22 protein-coding genes and 1 pseudogene are annotated in these 25,170 nt (G+C 57.7%); 15 read left to right on the top strand and 8 right to left on the bottom strand.

The window, feature by feature from the left end; genetic code table 11:
- The first annotated feature begins 99 nt into the window (after nucleotides 1-99).
- The 7 genes and pseudogenes from GHO03_RS00115 (at nucleotide 100) to GHO03_RS00085 (ending at nucleotide 8,558) form a co-directional block, all read left to right on the top strand.
- A pseudogene (locus GHO03_RS00115) lies at nucleotides 100-1,722 on the top strand (methyl-accepting chemotaxis protein).
- Nucleotides 1,722-2,237 (top strand): chemotaxis protein CheW, encoded by a 516-nt coding sequence (locus GHO03_RS00110; RefSeq protein ID WP_095020557.1) that lies wholly within the window; start codon nucleotides 1,722-1,724, stop codon nucleotides 2,235-2,237. The pseudogene GHO03_RS00115 and the gene GHO03_RS00110 overlap by 1 nt, the downstream one beginning before the upstream one ends.
- Nucleotides 2,234-3,508: a protein-glutamate O-methyltransferase CheR gene (locus GHO03_RS00105; RefSeq protein ID WP_153398750.1), complete on the top strand. Its 1,275-nt coding sequence runs from the start codon at nucleotides 2,234-2,236 to the stop codon at nucleotides 3,506-3,508. Before GHO03_RS00110 ends, GHO03_RS00105 begins: the two co-directional genes overlap by 4 nt.
- Entirely contained in the window at nucleotides 3,505-4,191 is a 687-nt protein-coding gene (locus tag GHO03_RS00100; protein WP_095001268.1) for a chemotaxis protein CheW, read from the top strand. Before GHO03_RS00105 ends, GHO03_RS00100 begins: the two co-directional genes overlap by 4 nt.
- On the top strand, nucleotides 4,188-6,497 hold the full coding sequence (locus GHO03_RS00095; protein WP_095018190.1) for a hybrid sensor histidine kinase/response regulator: 2,310 nt from the start codon (nucleotides 4,188-4,190) through the stop codon (nucleotides 6,495-6,497). Before GHO03_RS00100 ends, GHO03_RS00095 begins: the two co-directional genes overlap by 4 nt.
- Nucleotides 6,494-7,504, top strand: a complete 1,011-nt coding sequence (locus tag GHO03_RS00090; protein WP_095001270.1) for a chemotaxis response regulator protein-glutamate methylesterase — start codon at nucleotides 6,494-6,496, stop codon at nucleotides 7,502-7,504. Before GHO03_RS00095 ends, GHO03_RS00090 begins: the two co-directional genes overlap by 4 nt.
- 52 nt (nucleotides 7,505-7,556) lie before the next feature.
- A complete protein-coding gene (locus GHO03_RS00085) occupies nucleotides 7,557-8,558 on the top strand; it encodes a diguanylate cyclase (protein ID WP_095001271.1) in 1,002 nt (333 codons plus the stop codon).
- A gap of 144 nt (nucleotides 8,559-8,702) precedes the next feature.
- Here GHO03_RS00085 and GHO03_RS00080 read toward each other — a convergent pair whose 3' ends face one another.
- From GHO03_RS00080 to GHO03_RS00055, 6 genes are read right to left on the bottom strand one after another with little or no spacing between them, the layout of a single operon-like run.
- Nucleotides 8,703-9,329: a riboflavin synthase subunit alpha gene (locus GHO03_RS00080; RefSeq protein ID WP_095018188.1), complete on the bottom strand. Its 627-nt coding sequence runs from the start codon at nucleotides 9,327-9,329 to the stop codon at nucleotides 8,703-8,705.
- Nucleotides 9,329-10,117, bottom strand: a complete 789-nt coding sequence (locus GHO03_RS00075) for a bifunctional 2-polyprenyl-6-hydroxyphenol methylase/3-demethylubiquinol 3-O-methyltransferase UbiG (protein ID WP_178110281.1) — start codon at nucleotides 10,115-10,117, stop codon at nucleotides 9,329-9,331. The genes GHO03_RS00080 and GHO03_RS00075 overlap by 1 nt, the downstream gene beginning before the upstream one ends.
- Nucleotides 10,118-10,133: 16 nt before the next feature.
- A complete protein-coding gene (locus tag GHO03_RS00070) occupies nucleotides 10,134-11,006 on the bottom strand; it encodes a 3-keto-5-aminohexanoate cleavage protein (protein WP_095001395.1) in 873 nt (290 codons plus the stop codon).
- Nucleotides 11,007-11,011: 5 nt separating this feature from the next.
- Nucleotides 11,012-11,656, bottom strand: a complete 645-nt coding sequence (ribA, locus tag GHO03_RS00065) for a GTP cyclohydrolase II RibA (protein ID WP_232527636.1) — start codon at nucleotides 11,654-11,656, stop codon at nucleotides 11,012-11,014.
- 14 nt (nucleotides 11,657-11,670) lie between these two features.
- Complete coding sequence (locus GHO03_RS00060) at nucleotides 11,671-13,068, bottom strand: MFS transporter (RefSeq protein WP_153398746.1); 1,398 nt, start codon at nucleotides 13,066-13,068, stop codon at nucleotides 11,671-11,673.
- Nucleotides 13,065-14,510 carry a gamma-glutamyltransferase gene (locus tag GHO03_RS00055; protein WP_178110280.1) on the bottom strand — a complete coding sequence of 482 codons (1,446 nt, stop codon included), beginning with the start codon at nucleotides 14,508-14,510 and terminating at the stop codon, nucleotides 13,065-13,067. Before GHO03_RS00055 ends, GHO03_RS00060 begins: the two co-directional genes overlap by 4 nt.
- 425 nt (nucleotides 14,511-14,935) lie before the next feature.
- Here GHO03_RS00055 and prfB point away from each other — a divergent pair.
- The 7 genes from prfB (at nucleotide 14,936) to GHO03_RS00020 (ending at nucleotide 21,737) form a co-directional block, all read left to right on the top strand.
- A protein-coding gene (prfB, locus tag GHO03_RS00050; protein ID WP_130872011.1) for a peptide chain release factor 2 occupies nucleotides 14,936-16,031 on the top strand; the annotation gives its coding sequence in 2 pieces (ribosomal slippage) (nucleotides 14,936-15,007 and nucleotides 15,009-16,031; 1,095 coding nt in all).
- Between the two features lie 112 nt (nucleotides 16,032-16,143).
- Nucleotides 16,144-17,646: a lysine--tRNA ligase gene (gene lysS / locus GHO03_RS00045; RefSeq protein WP_153398742.1), complete on the top strand. Its 1,503-nt coding sequence runs from the start codon at nucleotides 16,144-16,146 to the stop codon at nucleotides 17,644-17,646.
- 170 nt (nucleotides 17,647-17,816) lie between these two features.
- Nucleotides 17,817-18,521 carry a TetR/AcrR family transcriptional regulator gene (locus GHO03_RS00040; RefSeq protein ID WP_095001278.1) on the top strand — a complete coding sequence of 235 codons (705 nt, stop codon included), beginning with the start codon at nucleotides 17,817-17,819 and terminating at the stop codon, nucleotides 18,519-18,521.
- Nucleotides 18,522-18,533: 12 nt separating this feature from the next.
- Nucleotides 18,534-19,082 (top strand): hypothetical protein, encoded by a 549-nt coding sequence (locus tag GHO03_RS00035; RefSeq protein WP_095001279.1) that lies wholly within the window; start codon nucleotides 18,534-18,536, stop codon nucleotides 19,080-19,082.
- A gap of 25 nt (nucleotides 19,083-19,107) precedes the next feature.
- Nucleotides 19,108-20,385 (top strand): flavohemoglobin expression-modulating QEGLA motif protein, encoded by a 1,278-nt coding sequence (locus tag GHO03_RS00030; RefSeq protein ID WP_095001280.1) that lies wholly within the window; start codon nucleotides 19,108-19,110, stop codon nucleotides 20,383-20,385.
- A 117-nt stretch (nucleotides 20,386-20,502) separates the two neighbouring features.
- Nucleotides 20,503-21,414, top strand: a complete 912-nt coding sequence (locus tag GHO03_RS00025; RefSeq protein ID WP_095026622.1) for an alpha/beta hydrolase — start codon at nucleotides 20,503-20,505, stop codon at nucleotides 21,412-21,414.
- The gene (locus tag GHO03_RS00020; RefSeq protein ID WP_029611547.1) at nucleotides 21,411-21,737 is read left to right on the top strand and encodes a hypothetical protein; all 327 of its coding nucleotides are present in this window, start codon (nucleotides 21,411-21,413) and stop codon (nucleotides 21,735-21,737) included. The genes GHO03_RS00025 and GHO03_RS00020 overlap by 4 nt, the downstream gene beginning before the upstream one ends.
- 159 nt (nucleotides 21,738-21,896) lie before the next feature.
- On the opposite strand, the gene GHO03_RS00015 is transcribed toward GHO03_RS00020, so the two are convergent.
- Both GHO03_RS00015 and GHO03_RS00010 read right to left on the bottom strand, forming a co-directional pair.
- Nucleotides 21,897-22,676 carry an OmpA family protein gene (locus GHO03_RS00015; protein WP_095001282.1) on the bottom strand — a complete coding sequence of 260 codons (780 nt, stop codon included), beginning with the start codon at nucleotides 22,674-22,676 and terminating at the stop codon, nucleotides 21,897-21,899.
- 66 nt (nucleotides 22,677-22,742) lie between these two features.
- Entirely contained in the window at nucleotides 22,743-23,156 is a 414-nt protein-coding gene (locus tag GHO03_RS00010) for a DUF4398 domain-containing protein (protein ID WP_019822131.1), read from the bottom strand.
- A gap of 270 nt (nucleotides 23,157-23,426) precedes the next feature.
- On the opposite strand from GHO03_RS00010, the gene GHO03_RS00005 reads away from it, so the two are divergent.
- On the top strand, nucleotides 23,427-25,170 hold a 1,744-nt coding region (locus GHO03_RS00005), incomplete at its 3' end, for a phosphoenolpyruvate carboxylase (RefSeq protein WP_153398740.1).

Below are 25,170 nucleotides of genomic sequence, written 5' to 3'. Positions count from 1 at the left end.
TTTTGTCTATTGCTGTGAGATCTGTCTCAACGCCTGTACGAATCATTGCTTACCCTCGGCTATACTCACCTTCATTTGAATGGCACCCGAGGATCGACTGTGAAGAACTGGACGTTACGCCAACGCATCTTGGCGAGCTTTGCTGTAATCATCGCCATTATGCTGCTGATGGTTGTTGCGTCTTACTCGCGCCTGCTGTCGATCGAAACCAGTGAAGAAAAGGTGCAAACCGACTCGATTCCCGGGGTCTATTACAGTTCGATGATTCGTAGCGCCTGGGTCGACAGCTATGTCCTGACCCTGGAGCTGGTGGGCTCGCTTAATCAGCGTGACCTGACCAACGAAGACCGCAAGTTGTACGCCAGCTACGAAGACCGCTTGAACAAAGAACTGGATAACTATCGCGGCACTATTTTTGAAGGTGAAGACAGGGCCCACTTCGACGACTTCGAGCGTCTGCATGGAGAGTACGGCGTGGTGTTGGCGAAAATTCTTGATCTCTATCAGAACAAGGATTACGCCCAGGCCCACAAGGTGCTTAGTGAGCAACTGGCTCCAGCCTAGATGGAAGGCCGCAAGTTGCTCAATAGCATCATTGAAGGCAGCAGCGAGTCGGCCAAGCTCGCCACTGACAATATTGGTCACGCCGTATTGACTGCCAAGATCAGCATGATCATTTCCCTGGTTATTGCCGTACTTGCAGCAGCGCTGTGTGGCTTCCTGTTGCTGCGCGCAATCATGTCGCCGATGCAGCGTATCGTCACGATTCTGGAAGTGATGCGTTCCGGTGACCTGAGCTCGCGCTTGAATCTGGAGCGCAAGGACGAGTTTGGCGCGGTGGAAACCGGCTTCAACGACATGATGGCCGAGCTGACTACGTTGGTGTCCCAGGCCCAGCGCTCTTCGGTGCAGGTCACTACGTCGGTTACGGAAATTGCCGCTACCTCCAAGCAACAACAGGCCACAGCCACTGAAACCGCAGCCACCACTACGGAAATAGGTGCAACTTCCCGGGAAATTGCCGCCACGTCCCGTGATCTGGTGCGCACCATGACCGAAGTGACCTCGGCAGCCGACCAGGCTTCGATCCTGGCTGGTTCCGGGCAGCAGGGCCTGGCCCGCATGGAAGAAACCATGCACTCGGTGATGGGGGCTGCCGATCTGGTCAACGCCAAGCTGGCGATCCTCAACGAGAAGGCCGGTAACATCAACCAGGTGGTGGTGACCATCGTCAAGGTCGCCGACCAGACCAATTTGCTGTCGCTTAACGCGGCCATTGAAGCTGAAAAAGCCGGTGAATACGGCCGCGGTTTTGCTGTGGTTGCTACCGAAGTGCGCCGTTTGGCCGACCAGACTGCCGTGGCTACCTACGATATCGAGCAGATGGTGCGCGAGATTCAGTCGGCAGTGTCGGCGGGCGTGATGGGCATGGACAAGTTCTCTGAAGAAGTACGCCGCGGCATGTCCGAAGTGCAGCAAGTGGGCGAGCAGCTGTCGCAGATCATCCATCAGGTTCAGGCCCTGGCGCCGCGTGTACTGATGGTCAATGAAGGCATGCAGGCTCAGGCTACCGGTGCCGAGCAGATCAACCTTGCGCTGGTGCAATTGGGTGATGCCAGCAGCCAGACCGTCGAGTCCCTGCGTCAGGCCAGCTTCGCGATCGACGAATTGAGTCAGGTTGCCGTTGGGTTGCGCAGCGGCGTTTCGCGTTTCAAAGTCTGATGAGCGAGCTTTCAGCCAAAAAACCGGGCGCCAAGGTGTCGCAAAAACGCCTGTTTCTGGTGTTTTATATTGGTAACGAGCGCTATGCACTGGCCGCTGGCGATGTGGTCGAAGTGTTGCCGCGCTTGCCTCTCAAGCCCATAGCCCATGCCCCCGAGTGGGTAGCGGGGGTTTTTGCTCATCGTGATCGAATGGTTCCGGTGATCGATATCAGTGCCATGACCTTTGGCACCGCCGCCGTAGCCCGCACCAGCACCCGGCTGGTGCTGGTCAATTATCGCGGGCAATTGCTCGGCCTGCTGCTTGAACAGGCCAGTGACACTTTGCGCTGCGATCCGGCGGAGTTTCAGCCCTACGGTGTCGATAACCGCGATGCGCCTTACCTGGGACCGGTGCGTAAAGATGAGGCCGGGCTGTTGCAGTGGTTAAGTGTCGACGATCTGCTCAGCCCTGCGGTGTCTGCTCTGCTTTTTGCGCAGGGCGAAGATGACACCTGCGTCCAGGTGGCGCCATGAGTCTTGATCAGCGTTTTTTTGACTATTTGAAGCAGCGCATCGGCTTGGATGTGGCATCGGTCGGCCCGGCGATTATCGAACGTGCCGTACGCCAGCGCTGCATTGCATTGGGCATGGCTGATAACTATCGCTACTGGCAGCGCCTGCTCAGTTCCCAGGATGAACAGCAAGCCCTGATCGAATCGGTGATCGTGCCCGAGACCTGGTTCTTCCGTTACCCCGAATCCTTTGCCACCCTGGGCCGCCTGGCCAGGCAGCGCCTGGCGGAAATCGGCAGCCGACGCCCGTTGCGTATCCTGAGTCTGCCGTGTTCGACCGGCGAAGAGCCGTATTCGATTGCCATGGCACTGTTCGATGCCGGCTTTGCTGCACACCAATTCAAGGTCGACGCCCTGGATGTCAGTCCGCTTTCGGTGCAGCGTGCGCAAAACGCGCTGTATGGCAAAAACTCCTTTCGAGGCCAGCCAACAGATTTTCGTGAGCGCTACTTCTGTGTCGAGAGCGATGGTTATCAGTTGTCGGAGCGGGTCTGCGGGCAGGTCAGCTTCACCGCAGGCAATCTGCTGGATCCGATACTGCTCGCCAGCCACGAGCCTTATGACTTTGTGTTCTGCCGCAACCTGTTGATCTACTTTGATCTTAAAACCCAGCAGCAGGCCCTTGATGTGCTCAAGCGCCTGACCCGTGATGATGGTGTTTTATTTATAGGTCCGGCCGAAGGCAGCTTGCTCAACCGGCTGGGCATGCGTTCGATCGGTGCTCCGCAGTCGTTTGCCTTTTGCCACAATCATGAGCCATTGCCGGCAGCGCGCCCTGTGCTTGCCGAACTCAAGCCACTGGCACGACCAAAAGCGCCAGCGCCTGTGCCGACACCGGCCAGCCGGCCTTTTGCCCCGCGCGCGCAAGCCCCGATCGGGCAAAAATCGGCTTCGCCAGTGGATGGGCCGGGTCTGTTGCTTGAACAGATTGCCAGCCTGGCCAATGAAGGCAAAAGCCTTGAGGCGCGTGCGGTCTGCGAACAGTTCTTGCAGCGGCATGACCCGCAGGCCGAGGTGTTTTACTGGTTGGGCCTGCTCAGCGATGTGCAGGGCCAGACCTCAGAGGCCCAGGGCTTCTATCGCAAGGCGCTGTACCTGGAACCCCAGCATTCGGAAGCGCTGGCCCATCTGGCAGCGCTGTTGGCTTCACAAGGCGATGAAGCAGGCGCCCGGCGCTTGCACGAGCGCGCAGCCCGTAACGGGCGTTCCACTCAAAGTGAGCGTAAACAATGAGCGCTTTAGCAGCACAGAGCTTGATTCACTCCGAAGCGCAGGCCATTGATGACTGCTGGAACCGCATTGGCATCTACGGTGACAAAAGCTGCCCGTTGCTGCCCCAGCATATCCATTGCCGCAACTGCGACACGTATGCTGCTGCCGCGACCCGTTTGCTCGACCGCTATTCATTTGAGCAGCAAAGCCAGGAGCTTTATGCCCCGCAGGCCCATGAGCAAAAGGTTGCAACCTGCTCACTGGTGATTTTCCGCCTGAGTGAGGAGTGGCTGGGGCTGCCCACGCGTTGCCTGGATGAAGTGGCACCGATGCAAACCATTCACTCCCTGCCGCACCAGCGTTCCCGGGCCTTGCGCGGTGTGGCCAATGTGCGCGGCACTCTGGTGCCGTGCCTGTCGCTGGTTGAACTGCTGGGGCTTGACCCAGCCACGCCGGGAGCCTCATCGCAGCGGGTGATGCCGCGCATGCTGATTGTGGCCGCCCACGGTGGAGCCGTGGTGCTGCCGGTGGATGAGGTGGATGGCATTCATAATATTGCCGAGGGCGACATCAATGCTGCATCGCTCTCCGGCGAGCATGTCAGCGCCAAATACACCCGGGGTGTGCTGCAGTGGAAAACCCGCAGCCTGCGTTTACTGGATGAAGAGCAACTGTTGAGCGCAATCACCCGGAGCCTGACATGACCCCCGAGCAAATGCGCGACGCCTCGCTGCTTGAGCTGTTCAGCCTGGAGGCCGAGGCGCAAACCCAGGTGCTCAACGAAGGCCTGCTGGCGCTGGAACGCAACCCGACCCAGGCTGACCAGCTGGAAGCCTGCATGCGCGCGGCCCACTCGCTCAAGGGCGCAGCCCGGATTGTCGGGGTGGATGCCGGGGTCAGCGTGTCCCATGTCATGGAAGACTGCCTGGTCAGTGCCCAGGAAGGCCGTTTGTACCTGCAACGCGAACACATTGATGCCTTGTTGCAAGGTACCGACCTGCTGATGCGCATTGCCACCCCCGGCAACACTGTCACGCCTCACGACATCGACGCCTATGTGGCGCACATGAATGAGCTGCTGGATCCGTCTGCCCCCGGTGCGCGGGTGGCGCCGCCCGAATTTGACGTGTCGCAGCTGTTGTTGATGCCCTCGCCAGCAGTACCCGAATTTGCGCCAGAACCTGTGGTTGAGCGTCAGGTCGAGGTGCCAGCCGAGCCGGCAGCGGAGCCAGCACGTCGCCCCCAGCGTCTGACCGAAAGCGGCGAGCGGGTACTGCGGGTCACGGCCCAGCGCCTTAACAGCCTGCTCGATCTGTCGAGCAAATCCCTGGTGGAAACCCAGCGCCTCAAGCCCTTTCTGGTGACATTGCAACGGCTTAAACGCATGCAAAGCACCAACTTGCGGGCCATGGACACGCTCAATGAACACCTCAAGGTCTCGGGCATCAGCCATGAAGCCGAGCAGGCACTGGTCGATGCCCGGCAGATGCTGGCCGAGTCCCAGCACCTGCTCAGCGAGCAGACCGCCGAACTTGACGAATTTTGCTGGCAGGCTGGCCAGCGTGCGCAATTGCTCTACGACACTGCACTGGCGTGTCGCATGCGGCCCTTCGCCGATGTGCTGGTCGGGCAGGAGCGCATGGTGCGTGATTTGGGTCGCGCCCTGGGCAAGCAGATCCGCCTGGAAATCGAAGGCGAGAAAACCCAGGTTGACCGCGACGTGCTGGAAAAGCTCGAAGCACCCTTGATCCATTTATTGCGCAATGCCGTCGACCACGGTATTGAAACCCCGGAACAGCGCTTGCTGGCGGGTAAACCGGCCGAAGGCCTGATCCGCCTGCGCATCTCCCATCAGGCCGGTCTGCTGGTGCTGGAGTTGAGCGATGACGGTGCCGGTGTCGATCTGGACCGTTTGCGTCGCACCATCGTCGAGCGTCAGTTGTCCACCGAGGAGACGGTGGCGCAACTGAGCGAAGAAGAGCTGCTGACCTTTCTGTTTTTACCCGGTTTCAGTCTGCGCGACACCGTCACCGAAGTATCGGGGCGCGGTGTGGGGCTGGATGCCGTACAGCATATGGTGCGCCTGTTGCGCGGTGCCATTGTGCTGGAGCACACCCCCCAGCATGGCAGCCGCTTCCATCTTGAAGTGCCGTTGACTCTGTCGGTGGTGCGCAGCCTGGTGGTTGAAGTGGCCGACGAAGCCTATGCCTTCCCGCTGGCCCATATCGAGCGCATGCGCGACCTGGAGCCCGACGACATCGTGCAGCTCGAAGGCCGTCAGCACTTCTGGCATGAAGGCCGCCATGTGGGGCTGGTTGCCGCCAGCCAATTGTTGCAGCGCCCTGCCAGCCAGAGCGATGACGAAACCCTCAAGGTGGTGGTGATTCGCGAACGCGACGCGGTCTATGGCGTGGCCGTTGAGCGCTTTATCGGCGAGCGCACCCTGGTGGTCCTGCCCCTTGATCCGCGTCTGGGCAAGGTCCAGGACATTTCCGCCGGGGCCTTGCTGGATGATGGTTCACCGGTGCTGATCGTAGATGTCGAAGACATGCTGCGTTCGGTAGACAAACTGCTTAATACCGGGCGTCTTGAGCGTATCGACCGGCGTAACCGGCACACCGCCGAATTGACCCGCAAACGTATTCTGGTGGTGGATGACTCATTGACGGTGCGCGAACTGCAACGCAAATTGCTGATTAACCGTGGTTATGAAGTGGCTGTGGCGGTTGACGGCATGGACGGCTGGAACGCGCTGCGTGCCGAACATTTCGATTTGTTGATTACCGACATCGATATGCCGCGCATGGATGGCATCGAACTGGTTACCCTGTTGCGTCGCGATAACCGATTGCAATCAATGCCGGTGATGGTGGTGTCGTACAAAGATCGTGAAGAAGACCGTCGGCGCGGCCTGGATGCAGGCGCCGACTATTATCTAGCCAAAGCGAGTTTCCATGACGATGCCCTGCTCGACGCAGTGGTTGAACTCATTGGTGGAGCCCAGACATGAGAATCGCCATCGTCAACGATATGCCCCTGGCGGTTGAGGCCTTGCGCCGGGCGCTGGCGTTCGAACCCGCGCACCATGTGATCTGGGTTGCCGGTGATGGTCAGGAGGCGGTGCGCCTGTGCGCCGAGAACACCCCGGACCTGATTCTGATGGACTTGATCATGCCGGTCATGGACGGCGTCGAGGCCACGCGCCGGATCATGGCTGAAAGCCCTTGTGCGATTGTGATTGTCACCATCGACCGCGAGCAGAATGTGCACCGTGTTTTTGAGGCCATGGGCTTTGGTGCGCTGGATGTGGTGGATACCCCCGTGCTGGGCGGCAGCAACCCCAGAGAGGCAGCGGCGCCTTTGCTGCGCAAGATACTCAATGTTGGCTGGTTGATGGGGCAGAGTGAGAAACGGGTCAAGCCGGTAGTGACCCATGCTCGTGTACCGGGTGTGCGGGCAGGGCTGGTGGCCATCGGTTCGTCGGCAGGTGGTCCGGCTGCACTTGAAACCCTGCTTAAAGGTCTGCCGAGAAACTTTGAGGCAGCTATCGTACTGGTTCAGCACGTTGATCAGGTGTTTGCTGCAGGTATGGCCGAGTGGCTGAGCACTTCGTGCGGACTTGATGTGCGCCTGGCCCGCGACGGGGAGACGCCGCAGGTGGGCACCGTGCTGCTGGCGGGCACCAATCACCATATCAGGCTATTGAAAAATGGCACGCTGGCTTACACCGCCGAGCCGGTCAATGAGATTTATCGGCCATCGATCGATGTTTTTTTTGAAAGTGTTGCCCGCTACTGGAATGGTGAAGCGGTGGGAGTGCTGTTGACCGGCATGGGGCGTGACGGGGCTCAAGGTCTTAAACTCATGCGCCAGCAGGGGTTTCTCACCATTGCCCAGGATCAGCAGAGCAGCTCGGTGTACGGAATGCCCAAAGCGGCAGCGGCCATCGATGCCGCAGTCGAGATTCGCCCATTGGACAAGATTGCGCCACGCTTGCTGGAGAAATTTGCCAAATGACTGGTAGAACCCGGCAAGAGTGGCTTGAAGGCAGTAATTCAGGTGAACGCGCATGAGCGACTTGCAGTTGGACGACGTTAAAACTGATGAAAACGCGGCCATGGTGTTGCTGGTAGACGATCAGGCAATGATCGGCGAAGCCGTGCGCCGAGGGTTGGCCCTTGAACAGAACATTGATTTTCACTTCTGTGCCGACCCGCACCAGGCCATTGCCCAGGCTATCCGCATCAAGCCGACGGTGATTTTGCAGGATCTGGTGATGCCGGGCCTGGACGGCTTGAGCCTGGTGCGCGAATACCGCAACCACCCGGCGACGCAAAATATCCCGATTATCGTGTTGTCCACCAAAGAGGACCCGTTGATCAAAAGCGCGGCGTTCTCGGCCGGGGCCAATGATTACCTGGTGAAGCTGCCGGACAACATCGAACTGGTGGCGCGTATCCGCTATCACTCGCGCTCCTACATGACGCTGTTGCAGCGTGATGCTGCCTACCGTGCGCTACGGGTCAGCCAACAGCAATTGCTGGACACCAATCTGGTGCTGCAACGGCTGATGAACTCCGATGGCCTGACCGGGCTGTCCAACCGCCGCCACTTTGATGAATACCTTGAGCTGGAATGGCGTCGCGCCATGCGTGAGCAGAACCAATTGTCGTTGTTGATGATCGATGTTGATTACTTCAAATCATACAACGACTCATTTGGCCATCTGGACGGCGATGAAGCGTTGCGCAAGGTGGCGGCGGGCATCCGTGATGCCAGCAGCCGGCCATCTGACTTGCCGGCCCGTTATGGCGGTGAGGAATTTGCCATTGTACTGCCCAACACTTCCCAGGGCGGCGCGCGGCTGGTGGCAGAAAAACTGCGCATGGCGGTTGAAGCGATGAAAATCCCGCATATTTCGCCGACAGCAGGCTCCAGCCTGACCATCAGTATTGGCCTGTCGACCATGACCCCGCAGCAGGGTAGCAACTGCCGTGAGCTGATTTCGGCGGCGGACAAGGGGCTTTACCTGGCCAAGAAGAATGGGCGTAATCAGGTGGGTATTGAGTGATTGCTCTCAAGACCTTGTCGCTTGCATCGCAGGCAAGCCAGCTTCCACAGGTTTTGTGTCGTTCACACAGCCGGAGTGCTTACAGCACTGTCGTGGGAGCGAGCCTGCGCGCGATGGCATCAACGATGACTGCTTTGCCGCACGCTACAGGTTTCCCGGGAGCAGGCGGGCCAGGGTAGTCCTAAGGGTATCCACCAGGGTGCGGGTGGTCTGGTCGATTTCGATATTGACCCGGTCGCCCACCCGCAAGCTGCTCAAATTGGTCAGGGCGAGTGTTTGCGCAATCAGGTTGACCGTCACCCAGTGCCGCTCTTCATCCAGGCTATCGATGGTGAGGCTGCAGCCATGCATACCGACAAAACCCTTTTTGAACAGGTAGGCAAAGGTCGACGCATCCAGCTGGAGTTGCGCAGTCACCGTTTCGCCCAGTGGCTGCCACGACACGACCTGCGCGGTACTTTCAACATGGCCGTACAGTGCGTGCCCGCCATTCTCATCGCCAGTTCGATGTGAGCGTTCAATATTGACCTGCTCATCGATACTCAAGTGTTTGAGTGTCGTGATTTCGGCCGTTCGGTGAGAAATATCAAACGTCGCGGTGCCTGCAGAGTAGGCAACGACGGTCAGGCAGGTGCCGTTGACCGACACGCTGGCACCGATATCAACGTTTTCGAATAGAGAGGCTTTCTGGGCCAGGACGATACGTTTGTGCCCAGCCTGCGTGTGCACCGACAGCACCCGGGCAGTGCCTTGAACAATTCCGGTATACATCAGGCAGCCCTCCTTTTAAGCAGCATCAAGCCAGTGGAATACGCGGTTTTGTATTCTGCGGCGCAATAGTGCTCATAGAGTTTTTGATAGTAAGCGGCGATTGCCAGGTCGCGGACGCTTTTTTCGAACTGGCCATAGACCACGGAGCCGCTACCCAGGTGCCAATCCCTGAAATCTTCAAACGTCTTGAAGTGCACGGGTTCCTCGATACGGTGCGAGCGAATGATCTCGAAACCGTGAAGTGCCGTGACAAGGGAGTGCCTGTTGAACCTGAAATCATCGAATACCACGGGCTCAGCAATACAGGGGTATTGCTGGCGGATAGCGGTCAGCACCCGCTCCTGGATCGATCGCTCACCTTGTACATAATCGAAGTCGAACGCACAGGATAAATATAAGTAACCGCCCGGTTTCAAAGCCCTGAATAATTTATCGATAACAGTTTGTTCGTTGGGAATAAACCAATGCAGGCAGGCGGCACAGACGGCTGCGTCAAACGCTGGCCAGTGTTCGAGGGGACAGTCCAGGAAGTCGCTGACCATAAATCTGATATTGGGTGCTGCATGAGCGCGGTTGGCGTACGCAATCATGTCAGCGGAAATATCAATGCCCACGTACTGCTCAATCTTTTCTTTGTCCGTGAAAAGCAGGGTATTACCGGTTCCGCACCCGACATCCAGCAATGTGCCTTGGGGGGGCGCGAACGACAGCAATAGTTTCAAACAGCGTCTCTGCAGGTTTTTGGAGGTGCGTTGATAATTTTCGGGAGTAAACCAGACATTCTCCATTTTCTGTTTCCTCGTATCAGTCAACGATAGGGGGCAAGCCATAGCGACCTTGTCCAGGTTGCAGTCCTAGTTGTTCCCTGACCTGCCTGGGGGTGGCGGGTGTCAACTCCTGCAGGTTGGCAATGGCGGTGATGCGCTCGAGCAGGCTGCGATTACTCGCCAGGGTGGTGCGTTTATGGTCGAGCCAGATATTGTCTTCAAGGCCGATGCGGATGCCGTGACCAGAGGCGAGAGCCAGGGTATTGCTGCGCAGTTGATAGCTGCCCAGCCCGGCGAAAGAACTGACGACATTGCCCGGCAGTGAGCTGGTAATGGCTGCCATGTGCGCAAAACTGGGCTGTGCGCCAAAAATATTGCCCAGCAAAATATTGGCGTAGACAGTGGGCGGCATTAACGATTTTTTGATCAGGCAATGCAGGTAGTTCGACATGCCGCTATCAAATATCTCAACCTCGGGCGAGATGCCTTTTAGCGCCATTTGTTCGGCGAGGTAGTTGATGGTCGCCGGGGCATTAATGCTGGGCTGCGTGGAAAAGTTCATGGACGACAAGGTCAATGAACCCATATCGGGTTTTGCGTCACCGTCCAATGACAGGGGCAGCGCTCTGAGAGTCGGATCGGAAATGTTTCGACCACTGAGTGAGGCGCATAAAATCAGTTGTTTATTATATTTTCTGATGCCTTCGAAGAGAGTGGCAAATGTGTTGAGGTCGCAGGTCGGTTCGCCGGTTTTTTGATCCCTGGCGTGCAGGTGCGCAATGGACGCACCCAGTTCGGCGGCCATCAATACATCGTCGATAATTTCTGAGGTGCTGATGGGTGTGTGGGGGTTCATCTGCTTTGTCGGTAGCATGCCTGTAGGTGAAAAATTCAGAATGTAAGTGCTCATTGCGATCACCATTTTTTGTTTTTCAAGTTGATCGTATGGTGTTTTTTATTGATTTTGCTGCGCAGGTAGTCCTCGTTTTCGACGGTCAGGAAAACCCCGGAGGGCAGGGTGGTATTGATGGTGATATCGCAATTTTCCAGGGCCAGGATTTTTGCCGGGTTGTTGGTAATCAGGTCGATGTGATGAATATGCAGGGCCTTGAGCATGGCCCCCGCACTTTCAAACTCTCTCAAGTCATCGGCGTACCCGAGCATCTCGTTGGCAGTGAAGGTATCAATGCCCTGGTTTTGCAGCAGGTAGGCATCGAACTTGGAGTACAGGCCAATACCGCGCCCTTCCTGACGCAGATAGATCAATACGCCACCCCCTCGCGCGGCTATTTGCGACAGGGCTTCTTTGAGCTGGGCGCCGCAATCGCAACGCTTTGAGCCGAATACATCGCCTGTCAGGCACTCGGAATGAACCCGGGTGAGTACGGGAGTGGTTTGACAGTCACCAATCAATAGCGCGAAGTGTTCTTTATCGACACCTTCAAAGGACACAAATCGGGTGAGTTGAGGAACGCCCTCTATCGGAATTTCAACGGTGGTTTTCAACGTCAATGCTTTCATCTTCAGCTCCTTGCGTAACACCACATGAGTACGGGACATACCCAGGTTTTCCGTTAATTGGACTTGAAGTGCATGGGGTCGATATGGCTCCTGTTTGAGTTGGGCAGGCGCAGTGCGCCCAGCACGGTAAGTAGTGACGCAAGCGTCACGGTGGACATGCCGATCGTGAAGAACGGCAGGTGTTCGGGAATAAAGAAAGCACTCAGAAGGGCAGGTACTGCCTGGCCGATCAGGGCGTTGTGTTGCATCACCGAACTGATCAGGATATTGGCGTGATGCATGCGGTGCTGTTGCACATTGCGCAGTGCGGTGGATGAGTAGCCGAGAAATTGAAATGAGCGTGCGCAACCGTGTAGAAAACACATCAACCACAGTGCCGGTAGTTGGTTGAGCAGTGGCGGGAAAAGAAACAGGCCCAACGTGACGGATGTCGTCAGTGCCGAATAGATGAAATAGCGCTTCAGGCAGCGGCAGCCTGTTAATAGCCGGGCTGCCACGGGTTTTGAAACAAGGTTGCCGGCGAAAATAAACAACAGGCAGTGGCCAATCGAAACGGGCGAATAATTCGAATTTTTCATGAGGTGAATAATCAGCAGCGTTGGAAATGCATAAATGCTGATACGGAACAAACTTCCGGAGAGAATGTTGAACTTGAACGCTGGATCATTGAGCAAGGACAAATCAAACAATTGCGCCTTCGCGTGCTGGTGCAGCCTAGTGCACAGTCGTTTGCTGCCATAGAGCATTGCACCTGCGGCCAGAACGCTGCAGAAGAGCCAGTTATTCGAAGCCGCCATAAACATCATGAACAAGGCCGATGAGGACAGTGCCCATAGTGCGTAGGCATGTTTATCAAGCTGTAAACGCGGGGTTTCAGGGGCAGGCAGTGAGTACAGGGTGATGCGGCAGGCAATCATCAATCCTGCGGCAAAGAGTCCGATAGAGGCAAAAATCAGTCGCCAGTTGCCGATGTTTAACAGCAGGTTGGCCATATAGGGGGCAACCATCGGGGCGACGAGCGCAGGCGCAATCAGCCAGGCCATGGTTTTGGGAATGGCAATCTTAGGGGTGTTGGCCAGGATCAAGGCTCGTCCGGCAGGTACCACCAACGCACTGCCAAAGCCCTGGACAAGGCGGGCGATGCACAGCAGGTAAATATTCTGGCTGATGGCGCAGGCCAGGGAGGCGAGGCAAAAAATCGCCAGGCCGCACAGGAATTGTTGGGCAAGCGCGAAACGGTTGAACAAATGCCCGCTCAGGGGCAGGAACAAGACCAGGGCCAGTAGATAGGTGGCCAGTGACAGTGTCACGCCGCTGATGCTGGCGCCCAGGTCGTTGGCCATGGGGATGATGGCCATCAGCATGATGGTTGCGTCCAGTACTTCCAGAAAGAAAGCACTGGCGACAGTCAGTATGGCTGCATGGCCTGAACCGCAAACGTGAGCCTTCATACCGCCAGCGCCACACCGCTGCCACGAGGGTCTGCAGCGGCGAACACCTGACCGGTCAGGGTGTTGATGCCAGCCAGCTGTACCACCCCGAATTTATCGGATAGCCCGTGAGTACAGGTAAATATCGGGTTCGTTTGTGCGGATTCGCTTAAATAGGTAATGCCGTTTGTCTTCGGGTGCCGGCCCAGATTGGCAAAGCGCGGGCTCGACAGGGCGGTTTGAACCGGGCATTGCTCAGCGATAATTTTGTAGATGACGTACGCCAGTGTCTGGGACTGCACAGGCCCCCCGGATGTACCAATGATAAATTCCAGGTGATCGGTGGTGACGCGCACGCAGTTGGTGGTGTGTTTGGCGGCTGTGTTGCCTTTGAAGGTCGAACCCAGGTGGGGGCCATTGAATGAGAATGCCCGGTTGCTCAGGATAATGCCTGTGTCATCGATCTCGAACAGTGACCCCAGGGGGGTAAAGATCGAGTTGGTTATGCCGGTCAGGGTCCCGTCGGCCTCGGCACATGCCATAAAGATGGTGTGGGAGGGTTTGGACAATTGAGGCACAGGTTCGGGGTTGTCGAATTTGAGCTGTTGATAGATCAGGGCGGCCTGTTGGCTCAGGCTGTCATCGCTGTGCGTCTCTGAAGAAAGCGGCGATGCCACCCAGCTGTCGATCAGCCCGGCTGCCGTACAGAGCTGTGCCGGTGTGAGCAAGGCCGTGTCTTCGGCACTCCACTGGTAGACTTTCAAGAGCAGGAACAGCTCTTTCCATGGACTGTTACTGCCATGCGCCGTGACATTGGCGTGCATGAAGGTGGTTTTTTTTACTTCTGAGGGGTTAGGGGTAAAGTCGGAAAAATCTTCAGGTGTATACAAATGCGGGTCACAGGTCGACAGCGCGTCAAATACCTGCGCCGCCAACTGCCCCCTGTACATGGATGCAAAACCTTCACGCGCCAAAGCGGCCAGGGTTTGACGGTAGAAGGGCGCTGGATCTTGCTGTTGAATAAAGTATTTGTTCCATTGTGAAAATCGTGTCTGTCTGAGTGAGTCTTTAGTGCTGTTATCAAACGCCTGAATCAAACTGCTGGACGCCACCACGCCATGTTTCAAGTCATTGTCGTGCAGGTGTTTAAATACGCCGTTCAAGTCGATGTCATGTAGGCGTGTATAACGATCATAAGCTGAAGGGCAGCCATAGATCATGGTGCTGTAAATCCCTCTGCGAGGAATTGATACAAGGCCTTTATGCAAGTAGTTGTCGTGATGCTGGTGAAAACCTGTTCTGCCCGTTCCGTTGAAGATGGCCAGGTTATGGGGGGTTGATTGCATGATAATTGCGTCGCCTCCCAGGCCGCATAAGTGCGGGAGGTTATACGTCAGTGACACGGCTGCACTTAATAAGGCATGCGGGGTCGCCCCTGATGTTAGATAGGCCTGCATGGCCATCATCGAGGACTTGAAGTGGGGGGTCGCTATACCGAATGAGTGACCGTTCGCTAAGTTCGACATGGGGCTGCCATTTAATTATTGGTTGTTCGGGTATGGCGTGTGGGTATCAGGTAGTCAGGTGTTGTAAGTGTGTTGTAGGTATAGCGGTGCAGGTTTTTAAGTGCAATTATTTGGCGTGTAGTACTTTTCTCTCAAATTGGGTAATTATTCCTATGTAGTATTCAAACTTGTCGTACGGCTGAGATGGCCTCGTCTTTCAGATGTAATTCTGTGCCCATAATCGTGTGCGACGTATCGCTCATCGAAGAAGGCTTGCGACCTGTTGTCACTGGCCACATAACCCCGCCAGGCGGGCTGCTGATACGCTCGGTTTACGGTATACTCCCCGGCTTTGTAAAAATCGCCTGAGAGTGCCGCCAGCCATGGAAATCAACCCGATCCTTAACAGCATCAAGGACCTGTCAGAGCGCTCCGAAACCATTCGGGGGTATCTTTGACTACGATCAAAAGCATGAGCGTCTGACCGAAGTCAATCGCGAGCTTGAAGATCCGAGTGTCTGGAACAACCCTGCATACGCCCAGGAACTGGGGCGCGAGCGCTCCCTGCTGGCGCAGATCGTTGAAACCCTCGATGAGATGCACACAGGCCTGGCCGATGCCAAAGACCTGCTGTTGATGGCCGCCGAGGAAGAAGACCAGGGCGCCGTCGATGACGTGGCCGCTGAAGTTGAACGCCTGCGCGAAGCCCTTGAAAAACTCGAATTCCGCCGCATGTTCAGTGGTGAGATGGATGCCAACAACGCGTACCTGGACATCCAGGCTGGCTCCGGTGGCACCGAAGCGCAAGACTGGGCCAATATCCTGCTGCGGATGTATTTGCGTTGGGCCGACAAGCGCGGCTTCGATGCCACCATCATGGAACTGTCCGCCGGTGAAGTTGCCGGTATCAAGGGTGCAACCGTTCATATCAAAGGCGAATACGCATTTGGTTGGTTGCGCACCGAGATTGGCGTCCATCGTCTGGTACGCAAAAGCCCGTACGATTCGGGCAACCGTCGTCATACCTCGTTTTCGGCTGTATTCGTTTCGCCGGAAATCGATGACAACATCGAAATCGACATCAACCCCTCTGACCTGCGGATCGATACCTATCGCTCCTCCGGAGCGGGTGGTCAGCACGTAAACACCACTGACTCGGCCGTACGTATCACTCACGTGCCGACCAATACCGTGGTGAGCTGCCAGAACGAACGTTCCCAGCATGCGAACAAAGACACCGCGATGAAAATGCTGCGGGCGCGTCTTTACGAGCAGGAAATCCAGAAGCGCAATGCCGCTTCCCAGGCCCTGGAAGACACCAAGTCGGACATCGGCTGGGGTCATCAGATCCGCTCGTACGTTCTCGACGCCTCGCGGATCAAGGATTTGCGTACCAATATCGAGCGCAGCGACTGCGACAAGGTGCTCGACGGCGATATCGACGAATACCTGATAGCCAGCCTGAAACAAGGGCTGTAAGTCGGCAACAAAACGTGTGCGAAGCCAGTGCGATACCCAGAGGGCGCGCCAAAGCCCGCTTCCCCCTGCCGCAAGGCGGGGGCAACAGAACTGTGATGGAATTTTTAAAGACATGAGCGACCAACAACTCGACCCGCAAGACCTGCAACAGGAAGAAAATGCCCTGATCGCCCTGCGCAAGGAAAAGCTTGCTGCCGTGCGTGCCAAGGGCAATGCCTTCCCGAATGACTTCCGCCGTGACAGCCTCTGCGCTGACCTGCAGAAGAAGTATGCGCAAGCGTCCAAGGAAGAGCTGGCCGAAGCCGCCATTCCGGTGAAGGTTGCCGGTCGCATCATGCTTAACCGTGGCTCGTTCATGGTGATCCAGGACATGACCGGTCGCATCCAGGTCTACGTCAACCGCAAGACCCTGCCGGAAGAAACCCTGGCCGAAGTAAAAACCTGGGACCTGGGCGACATCATTGCCGCTGAAGGCACCCTGGCCCGCTCCGGCAAAGGTGACCTGTACGTTGAAATGACCAGCGTGCGCCTGCTGACCAAATCCCTGCGTCCGCTGCCGGACAAGCACCACGGTCTGACCGACACCGAGCAGCGCTATCGCCAGCGTTACGTTGACTTGATCGTTAACGAAGACGTGCGTCACACCTTCCGTGTACGTTCGCAAGTGATTGCCCACATTCGCAGCTTCCTGATGGCACGCGACTTCCTGGAAGTCGAAACGCCGATGCTGCAAACCATCCCGGGTGGCGCTGCGGCCAAGCCGTTTGAAACCCACCACAATGCCCTGGACATGGACATGTACCTGCGCATCGCGCCGGAACTGTTCCTCAAGCGTCTGGTGGTGGGTGGTTTCGAGAAAGTGTTCGAGATCAACCGCAACTTCCGTAACGAAGGCGTGTCGACCCGTCACAACCCTGAATTCACCATGTTGGAGTTCTACCAGGCTTACGCCGACTACGAAGACAACATGGACCTGACCGAAGAGCTGTTCCGTGAACTGGCGCAGCTGGTTCTGGGCACTACAGACGTACCGTACGGTGACAAGGTGTTCCACTTTGGCGAACCGTTTGTGCGTCTGTCGGTATTCGACTCGATCCTCAAGTACAACCCCGAGCTGACCGCTGACGACCTCAACGACATCGACAAGGCTCGCGCCATCGCCAAGAAAGCCGGCGCCAAGGTGCTGGGCTTCGAAGGTCTGGGCAAGCTGCAAGTGATGATTTTCGAAGAGTTGGTCGAGCACAAACTGGAGCAACCGCACTTCATTACCCAGTACCCGTTCGAAGTGTCGCCGCTGGCCCGTCGCAACGACGAGAACCCGAACGTTACTGACCGTTTTGAGCTGTTCATCGGTGGCCGTGAAATCGCCAACGCCTACTCCGAGCTTAATGACGCAGAAGACCAGGCAGAGCGCTTCATGGCACAGGTAGCCGACAAGGACGCCGGTGACGACGAAGCCATGCACTACGATGCCGACTTCGTCCGCGCCCTGGAATACGGCATGCCGCCGACTGCCGGTGAAGGTATCGGTATCGACCGTCTGGTGATGTTGTTGACCAACTCACCGTCGATTCGCGACGTTATCCTGTTCCCGCATATGCGCCCGCAATCGTAACGATGCAGAATAAGAAGCCGCCGTTAAAGGCGGCTTTTTATTGCCTGGCATGCAGCCAGCAGAATAATCAGGAGAGTTTGTGGGAGCGAGCCTGCTCGTGAAGGTGGCTTTCGCGAGCAGGCTCGCTCCCACAGTTTCGGTAACGCCGCTCAATTCAGAAGGAATCTGTGATGCCTCCTCAAGGCGCAGCAAATGTTGCGGTGGCGCTTGCCCAAAGTGTCGAATACCAGGGTCGCAAGGCCAGCCGGCATGGCAGCGAGCAGCGCCGCCAGTTGATTCTCGATGCTGCCATGCGCATCGTCATACGCGACGGCGTGCGGGGCGTGCGCCATCGGGCGGTGGCCGCCGAAGCGGGGGTGCCGTTGTCGGCAACCACGTATTACTTCAAGGATATCGATGACCTGATCAACGACACCTTCGCCCAGTATGTGGAGCGCAGTGCGGCCTTTATGGCCAAGCTGTGGCAGGGCACCGAAGGCAAGTTGCGGGAAATGATGGCCCAGGGCGATGGCAGCCACCGGGCGCGGGGGCTGCTGGCCGATGATATTGCACGGATGACCGCCGATTACCTTCAGCGCCAACTGCTCACCCGCCGCGACCAGTTGATGGCCGAGCAAGCTTTTCATCAGGCCGCATTGATCAACCCGCGGCTGGCGGTGCTGGTACGTGCCCATCAGCAGATTTTCCTGCAGGGTGCCGGGCAGATCTTCGAAGTGCTAGGCTCCACACAACCTCAGCAGGATGCCAAAGTCTTGACGGCGATTATCGGTCGGATGGAATATCAGGCCCTACTTGATGGCGCGCAGCCCGAGGCGGATGACGACCGTCTGGCTATTCTTACGCGTTACATGCACTTGGTGTTGGCCGCTCTATAGAAGGATGCAGGCATGAAAGTTTGGCGCGTGATGCTTATGGCATTGTCGTTTTTGATGTTGAACGGCTGTCTCGTGACCTTCAGCCAGGCCCCGATCGAGGCGCAGCCGGCACCCAAACAGCTGCTGGGCAAATGGATCAGCAAGGATGCCTGGGGCCAGGCACGCAATCTCGATATCAGTGCCATCGACAAAACACGCTACCAGGCCGTCGTTTACCCCAAGGGCGAACCCAAGGCCCGTGAGCGCTATGTCTTTATCGTCGCCCGCCACGGCAGCCGCTGGTATGCCTCGGCCGCGATACCGGCCAAACTGGGCGGCAACCATACCCTCAGCGGATTTGAGCTGACCGATAACGGCGAACTGGTGATCTACGATCTTGACCTGGATCAGATCAAGCAGGCCATTGGCCAGTCCGCATTGAACGGTGAGCCTGTGGAAACCGCTGAAGGGACGGGTACCCTGATCAAAAGCCCGTCGGCTGAAGTCTTTGCCTATCTGGATGACCCGGCCAATTCCGACGTATTTGTCGAAGCGGCCCGCTATAAACGTGTGGCCAAATAACGCTGTTAACTGAAGGAAGCTGCCGGTGGACGACTACCAGCGCACGATACGCACCTTGTCTGACCGCATCGTGCTGGCACAGACACCGATCCGCGTGCTGGATGCGGTGAAGTGGGATGACAGCATCCGCCAGGGCTTTTTAAAGGCCAAAGGCAAGGCCATGCCTGCAGTTGATCGCGACTATTACCTGGGCCGGCCACTGGCTTTTGATTCGGCGGCGGTGAAGTCCGAGTTCCAGAACATCGAGCGGGATATCACCCGCCAGTTGGGGCAATTCAACCCGGTCGGGCAGATCATGCGGCGCATGTGCAAGGAATACCGCATGGTGGTGCGCATGCTCGAAGCCCGTGGCACCGAGGATTTCGGGCTTATTTCCCAGGAGCTGTATGGCGCAGCTTCCGATGCGTTTCATGCTGGCGATCCGACCCTGGCTGACCTGGGCCTGATGATGTCCGATTACCTGGACAACATCGACGGGCGCGGGGCGCTCAAGGACGAAGCCAAGATCCTGACCGCCAAGGATGCCGTGAATCTGCTGCAAAGCCGCCTGAACAAGGTGTTTGGCGAGGCTGAAGAAACCATCCGCGTGTTCGAGTCCGACGGTATCGTGGCAGATGCGGCGGCGGGTGCCGACTACATCAAGATCCGTACCGATGCGATGTTCAACGAGCGCGACGTGCGCGCCCTCGAAGTCCACGAAGGGCTGGTGCATGTGGGCACCACGCTCAATGGCCTGAACCAGCCGATCTGCACCTTCCTGTCCAAGGGGCCGCCTTCTTCCACCGTGACCCAGGAAGGTCTGGCAATCCTGATGGAGATCATCACCTTTGCCTCCTACCCCAGTCGCCTGCGCAAACTGACCAACCGAACCCGCGCCATCCATATGGTGGAGGAGGGCGCAGATTTCATGCAGGTGTACGAGTTTTTCCGCGAGCAAGGCTTCGAGATGCCAGAAAGTTATGGCAACGCGAGTCGGGTTTTCCGTGGGTCGGTGCCAAATGGACTGCCATTCACCAAAGACTTGTCCTACCTCAAGGGCTTCATCATGGTTTACAACTACATTCAGCTGGCCGTACGCAAAGGCAAGCTGGAACAAGTGCCGCTGCTGTTCTGTGGCAAGACCACCCTGGAGGACATGCGAACCCTGCGTCAGTTGGTGGATGAAGGCCTGGTGGTAGCGCCCAAGTATCTGCCGGACCAGTTCCGCGACATGAACGCGCTCTCGGCCTGGATGTGCTTCAGCAACTTCCTCAACCATTTGAGCCTTGACCGTATCGAAGCGGATTACTCCAACATTTTGTGAACCCTGTGGGAGCGGGCTTGCTCGCGATACAGGCGCTGCGGTGTTTCAGTTGAACCGCGTCGATGCCATCGCGAGCAAGCCCGCTCCCACACTCACTCGTTCAGGCGAATCGTTCTGATGAAAACCCTGGCTGCACTCTGCCTGCTGTTGACCCTCAGCGGATGCAGTTCCCTGTTGTTCTACCCTGAGCCCGGCCAGCCGGTTACCCCGAAGGCCGCTGGCCTGGATTATAGCGATGTCACCCTGACTGCCGCCGATGGCACGCGCCTGCACGGTTGGTGGCTACCGGCCAAGAAAGGCGTGCCGCTCAAGGGCACGGTGCTGCATCTGCACGGCAATGGCGGCAACCTGGCTTACCATCTCGGCGCCACTGCCTGGTTGCCGGAGCAGGGTTATCAAGTGCTGATGCTCGACTATCGCGGTTACGGCCTGTCCCAAGGAGAGCCCGGGCTGCCGGCGGTGTATCAGGACATCGATGCCGCTTTTGACTGGTTGCAGCATGAGCCGCAAACCCGCGGCCTGCCGCTGATTGTGCTGGGGCAAAGCCTGGGCGGCGCCATGGGCATCCACTACCTGAGCGAGCACCCGCAGCAGCGCGCGCGAGTCAAGGCGGTGGTGCTCGATGGCGTGCCGGCCAGTTACCGCGAAGTGGGGCAGTTTGCCCTGAGTACGTCCTGGCTGACCTGGCCGCTGCAGGTGCCGCTGTCCTGGCTGGTACCGGATGCCGACAGTGCTCTTTACGCGATACCGAACATGGGCGACACGCCGATGCTGATCTTCCACAGCCTCGATGATCCCATCGTGCCGCTTTCCAATGGCCTGCGCCTGTACCAGGCTGCGCCACCGCCCAAGGTGCTGCAACTGACCCGTGGCGGCCATGTACAGACGTTTGCCGACCCGACCTGGCGTCAGGTAATGCTGCGTTACCTGGATGACCCGCAACATTTCAATGGCGTGCGGCGCCTGGGCGAAATTGCCAATTACCCCGCGTCACCGAACACCGAACTTGAATCCGAGAGCCAACAATGAGTGAAGAACGCAACGCCATCCCCCTGATCATCACCGGTATCTGCAGCATTATCGGCACCGTGGGCGCCCTGTGGTACTACGGTTACCTGCATTTTGCCAAGCCCGAGGACGCCTTGCTGCTCAGCGACTTCACCATGCTCAAGACTATCCCGGGGGAGGACTATAAGGTCTCGCTCACGCCGGCCAACCAGGTGGCGCAGTGCATCGACGGCATCATCGTCTTGTTCGATACCGAGCAAAAAGGCCTGACCGGTGTGCTGGTCAACAACAAGAAACAGGCCGTACGTTGCCTGGGCCAGGAAACGCCGAAGCTGGAGCAGTAACGTTCTGTTGTGGGAGCGGGCTTGCTCGCGATTGAATCGCCTCGGTATGCCTGACGGACCGCGCTGTCTGCATCGCGAGCAAGCCCGCTCCCACAGTTGTGAATATATTTGCGCAAAAAAAAGCCCCGCCTGATTACTCAGGCGGGGCTTTTTCATGTCTTACTTCATGGTTGAACGCGGAGCAACCGGCTGGTTGTCGTTGGAGATGGTCACTTCAACGCGGCGGTTCTGGGCGCGGCCAGAATCGGTGCTGTTGCTGGCCACCGGGTATTCCTTGCCATAGCCCTGCGCCACGATGCGGGTAGGGTCTACGCCTTTGCGCACCAGTGCATTACGCACCGACTCGGCACGGCGCTCGGACAGGGTCTGGTTGAAAGCCGCCGAACCGACACTGTCGGTGTAACCCTCGACAATCACCTTGCGGTCCGGGTTCTGCAGCAGGTATTCGGCCAGGGTGTTGATATTGCGCATGCCGTTGGGTTGCAGCTCGGATTTGCCGAACTGGAACAGCACATCACCAAAGGTCACCAGTGTGCCGCGTTCGGTTTGCTTGGCGTTCATGCCTTTGAGTTGCTGGATCTGCGCATCACGGGCATCGAGCAAGGCCTGGTTGCGCGCCGCACCGGCGTTTTTCAGATTGTTTTCAGCGGTTCGCAACGCGATGGTCTGCTTGGCCACTTCCACACGCTGGTTGGTCAGGTAAGCCAGCTGGTCAACCTTGGACTCGTCTTCCTTGTTCAGGTAAGCCTTTTCAGCCTTGTCCAGCCATTCGCTGGCGTCCTTGGTTTCGAGCGCTGCAACCTTGGTCGCTTCAGGGTTGGTTTGCAGGGCCGAGAAGTTGGTCTTGGCGTTTTCCAGGTTGACGTTGGGCTGGTGCGAGCACGCCGCCAGGCCAACGCTCAGGGCCAACAGGGCAGGGATCATTACTGTATTGCGCATGATATGTCGTCCTTTCTATCGATTAGGAATGCTGTGTCGTCAGATGCAGTCAAAAAAGGGCAGCGTTTACTGAACGCTGCGCATGCCTTCCTGACGCAATTGCTGAACGGCATTCTGAGCATCCTGAACAGCCTTCTCTGCTTTAGCTGCCTGGGCCTTGCGCTCTGCTACGCGTGCATCCCACTCAGCCTGTTCGGACAGGCGGCGGGCCTCGTCATATTTTTTGTCATGCATGGCCAGCTCGGCCTGCTTGAGCTTGTCCTGGGCTGACTTCATTTCCACCGGTGCATATTCAGTGGCACCTGCGCTCACGGCGTTGTTCACCGCCGATTGCGTCACGGCGTACTGCTCTGAAGGTGGATTGCCAGCACAACCGGCCAGAACGAAGCTGGTGCCGATTGCCAGCGCAGCCAGTTTTAGCCCGCGCAGGCGAGGTGAGGTGGTTTTGACAGTGCGGGTCATCATGGTCTTCAACTCCATTGGGAAGCTCCTTAAAAAAGCAAATTCCATCACGACTGGCGACGTCACCCGGAGTGTTGGAACACGAGTTCCAGCGGTGATGGTTAATGGCTGTGACCGAAGCGTTTTTTGAATAGTTCAATAAAAGATGGCATTTGGCCTAAAAGATTTTCTGACCGATTGGTCAGCGCATTTTTTTAAATCTGTGCTTCCCATGGCTTGCCTCCAACTGCCTTTGCAACGCACTCTTGGGGCACGAGCTGTCCCCGGATCCTGCTGGAGAAACTGCTGATGACCGATATTGATGCACGCTTGCGCGATGATGTTCACCTGCTGGGTGAGCTGTTGGGTAATACGATTCGTGACCAATACGGCGAAGCTTTTCTCGCCAAGATCGAGCGCATTCGCCAGGGGGCCAAAGCCGACCGGCGCGGCACCACCGGCGAGGAGTTAAGCGCCATTCTGGACGCCCTGGGCGATGACGAAGTGCTGCCCGTTGCGCGAGCCTTCAACCAGTTTTTGAACCTGGCCAATATTGCCGAGCAGTACGAACTGATCCACCGCCGTGAAGAAGGCCAGCCCCAGCCGTTTGAGGCGCTGGTGTTGCCGCAACTGCTTGCGCGCCTGCTCGCCGAAGGCCATGACCCCGAGTCGCTGGCGCGCCAGGTCAGCCGTCTTGAAATTGAACTGGTACTCACCGCACACCCCACTGAAGTGACTCGCCGCACCCTGATCCAGAAGTACGATGCCATAGCCGAGCAACTGGCGGCCCAGGACCATCGTGACCTGACCCTCGCGGAAAAATCCGAGATTCATCAGCGCTTGCAGCGGTTGATCGCCGAGGCCTGGCACACCGAAGAAATCCGTCGCACCCGACCTACCCCTGTGGATGAGGCCAAGTGGGGTTTTGCGGTGATCGAGCATTCGTTATGGCACGCCGTGCCGCATATGCTGCGTAAGGCTGACAAGGCCCTGCATGCCGCGACCGGCCTGCATTTGCCGCTTGAGGCCGCACCGGTCCGCTTTGCTTCCTGGATGGGCGGCGACCGTGATGGCAATCCCAATGTCACGGCCAGCGTTACCCGTGAAGTACTGCTGCTGGCGCGCTGGATGGCGGCGGACCTGTACCTGCGCGATATCGACAAACTGGCGGCCGATCTGTCGATGCAACAGGCCTCGGCGCAACTGCTGGCCGCTGCAGGCGACAGCGCCGAGCCGTATCGCGCCGTACTCAAACAATTGCGTGAACGCCTGCGGGCCACCCGCAATTGGGCGCATACAGCCTTGCACAGCACCCAGGCCGCGCCGCCTGAAGTGCTGCAGGACAATCGCGAACTGCTGGCGCCGTTGCAGCTGTGTTATCAGTCCCTGCATGCCTGTGGCATGGGCGTAATTGCCGATGGCCCGCTGCTCGATTTCCTGCGTCGGGCTGTAACCTTCGGCCTGTTCCTGGTGCGCCTCGATGTGCGCCAGGATGCTGCACGCCATGCCTCGGCCATGACTGAAATCACCGATTACCTGGGCCTGGGCCGCTATGAGGACTGGGACGAGGATGCGCGTCTTAGCTTTCTGATGCGCGAATTGAACAACCGTCGGCCGCTGTTGCCCGGTTATTTCAAGCCGGGTGCCGACACCGCCGAAGTGCTGGCGACCTGCCGCGAAGTCGCTGCCGCACCGGGCGCCTCGCTGGGCTCCTACGTGATCTCGATGGCCGGTGCTGCCTCGGATGTACTGGCGGTGCAACTGTTGCTCAAGGAGGCTGGGCTGGAGCGGCCGATGCGGGTTGTACCGCTGTTCGAAACCCTCGCCGACCTCGACAATGCGGGGCCGGTGATCGAGCGCCTGCTGCTGTTGCCGGGTTATCGCGCGCACCTGCAGGGCCCGCAGGAAGTGATGATCGGCTATTCCGACTCGGCCAAGGATGCGGGCACCACCGCGGCCGCCTGGGCGCAGTACCGGGCGCAGGAAGCCCTGGTCAATATCTGCCGTGAGCAAGGCGTCGAGCTGCTGTTGTTTCATGGTCGCGGCGGTACCG

Origin of the sequence: Pseudomonas sp. FSL R10-1339, from assembly GCF_009600545.1 — a bacterium.
Taxonomy (GTDB): domain Bacteria; phylum Pseudomonadota; class Gammaproteobacteria; order Pseudomonadales; family Pseudomonadaceae; genus Aquipseudomonas; species Aquipseudomonas bubulae.
Note: the sequence above shows the minus strand (reverse complement) of the source record. Positions and strands in the feature narration are given on the sequence as shown.

What these genes read in the sequence shown, in the direction of transcription:
- GHO03_RS00110 (WP_095020557.1), top strand. Translation starts at nt 1,722, where the DNA reads ATGAGCGAGCTTTCAGCCAAAAAACCGGGCGCCAAGGTGTCGCAAAAA.
- GHO03_RS00105 (WP_153398750.1), top strand. Translation starts at nt 2,234, where the DNA reads ATGAGTCTTGATCAGCGTTTTTTTGACTATTTGAAGCAGCGCATCGGC.
- GHO03_RS00100 (WP_095001268.1), top strand. Translation starts at nt 3,505, where the DNA reads ATGAGCGCTTTAGCAGCACAGAGCTTGATTCACTCCGAAGCGCAGGCC.
- GHO03_RS00095 (WP_095018190.1), top strand. Translation starts at nt 4,188, where the DNA reads ATGACCCCCGAGCAAATGCGCGACGCCTCGCTGCTTGAGCTGTTCAGC.
- GHO03_RS00090 (WP_095001270.1), top strand. Translation starts at nt 6,494, where the DNA reads ATGAGAATCGCCATCGTCAACGATATGCCCCTGGCGGTTGAGGCCTTG.
- GHO03_RS00085 (WP_095001271.1), top strand. Translation starts at nt 7,557, where the DNA reads ATGAGCGACTTGCAGTTGGACGACGTTAAAACTGATGAAAACGCGGCC.
- GHO03_RS00080 (WP_095018188.1), bottom strand. Translation starts at nt 9,329, where the DNA reads ATGTATACCGGAATTGTTCAAGGCACTGCCCGGGTGCTGTCGGTGCAC.
- GHO03_RS00075 (WP_178110281.1), bottom strand. Translation starts at nt 10,117, where the DNA reads ATGGAGAATGTCTGGTTTACTCCCGAAAATTATCAACGCACCTCCAAA.
- GHO03_RS00070 (WP_095001395.1), bottom strand. Translation starts at nt 11,006, where the DNA reads ATGAGCACTTACATTCTGAATTTTTCACCTACAGGCATGCTACCGACA.
- ribA (WP_232527636.1), bottom strand. Translation starts at nt 11,656, where the DNA reads ATGTCCCGTACTCATGTGGTGTTACGCAAGGAGCTGAAGATGAAAGCA.
- GHO03_RS00060 (WP_153398746.1), bottom strand. Translation starts at nt 13,068, where the DNA reads ATGAAGGCTCACGTTTGCGGTTCAGGCCATGCAGCCATACTGACTGTC.
- GHO03_RS00055 (WP_178110280.1), bottom strand. Translation starts at nt 14,510, where the DNA reads ATGGCCATGCAGGCCTATCTAACATCAGGGGCGACCCCGCATGCCTTA.
- lysS (WP_153398742.1), top strand. Translation starts at nt 16,144, where the DNA reads ATGAGCGACCAACAACTCGACCCGCAAGACCTGCAACAGGAAGAAAAT.
- GHO03_RS00040 (WP_095001278.1), top strand. Translation starts at nt 17,817, where the DNA reads ATGCCTCCTCAAGGCGCAGCAAATGTTGCGGTGGCGCTTGCCCAAAGT.
- GHO03_RS00035 (WP_095001279.1), top strand. Translation starts at nt 18,534, where the DNA reads ATGAAAGTTTGGCGCGTGATGCTTATGGCATTGTCGTTTTTGATGTTG.
- GHO03_RS00025 (WP_095026622.1), top strand. Translation starts at nt 20,503, where the DNA reads ATGAAAACCCTGGCTGCACTCTGCCTGCTGTTGACCCTCAGCGGATGC.
- GHO03_RS00020 (WP_029611547.1), top strand. Translation starts at nt 21,411, where the DNA reads ATGAGTGAAGAACGCAACGCCATCCCCCTGATCATCACCGGTATCTGC.
- GHO03_RS00015 (WP_095001282.1), bottom strand. Translation starts at nt 22,676, where the DNA reads ATGCGCAATACAGTAATGATCCCTGCCCTGTTGGCCCTGAGCGTTGGC.
- GHO03_RS00010 (WP_019822131.1), bottom strand. Translation starts at nt 23,156, where the DNA reads ATGGAGTTGAAGACCATGATGACCCGCACTGTCAAAACCACCTCACCT.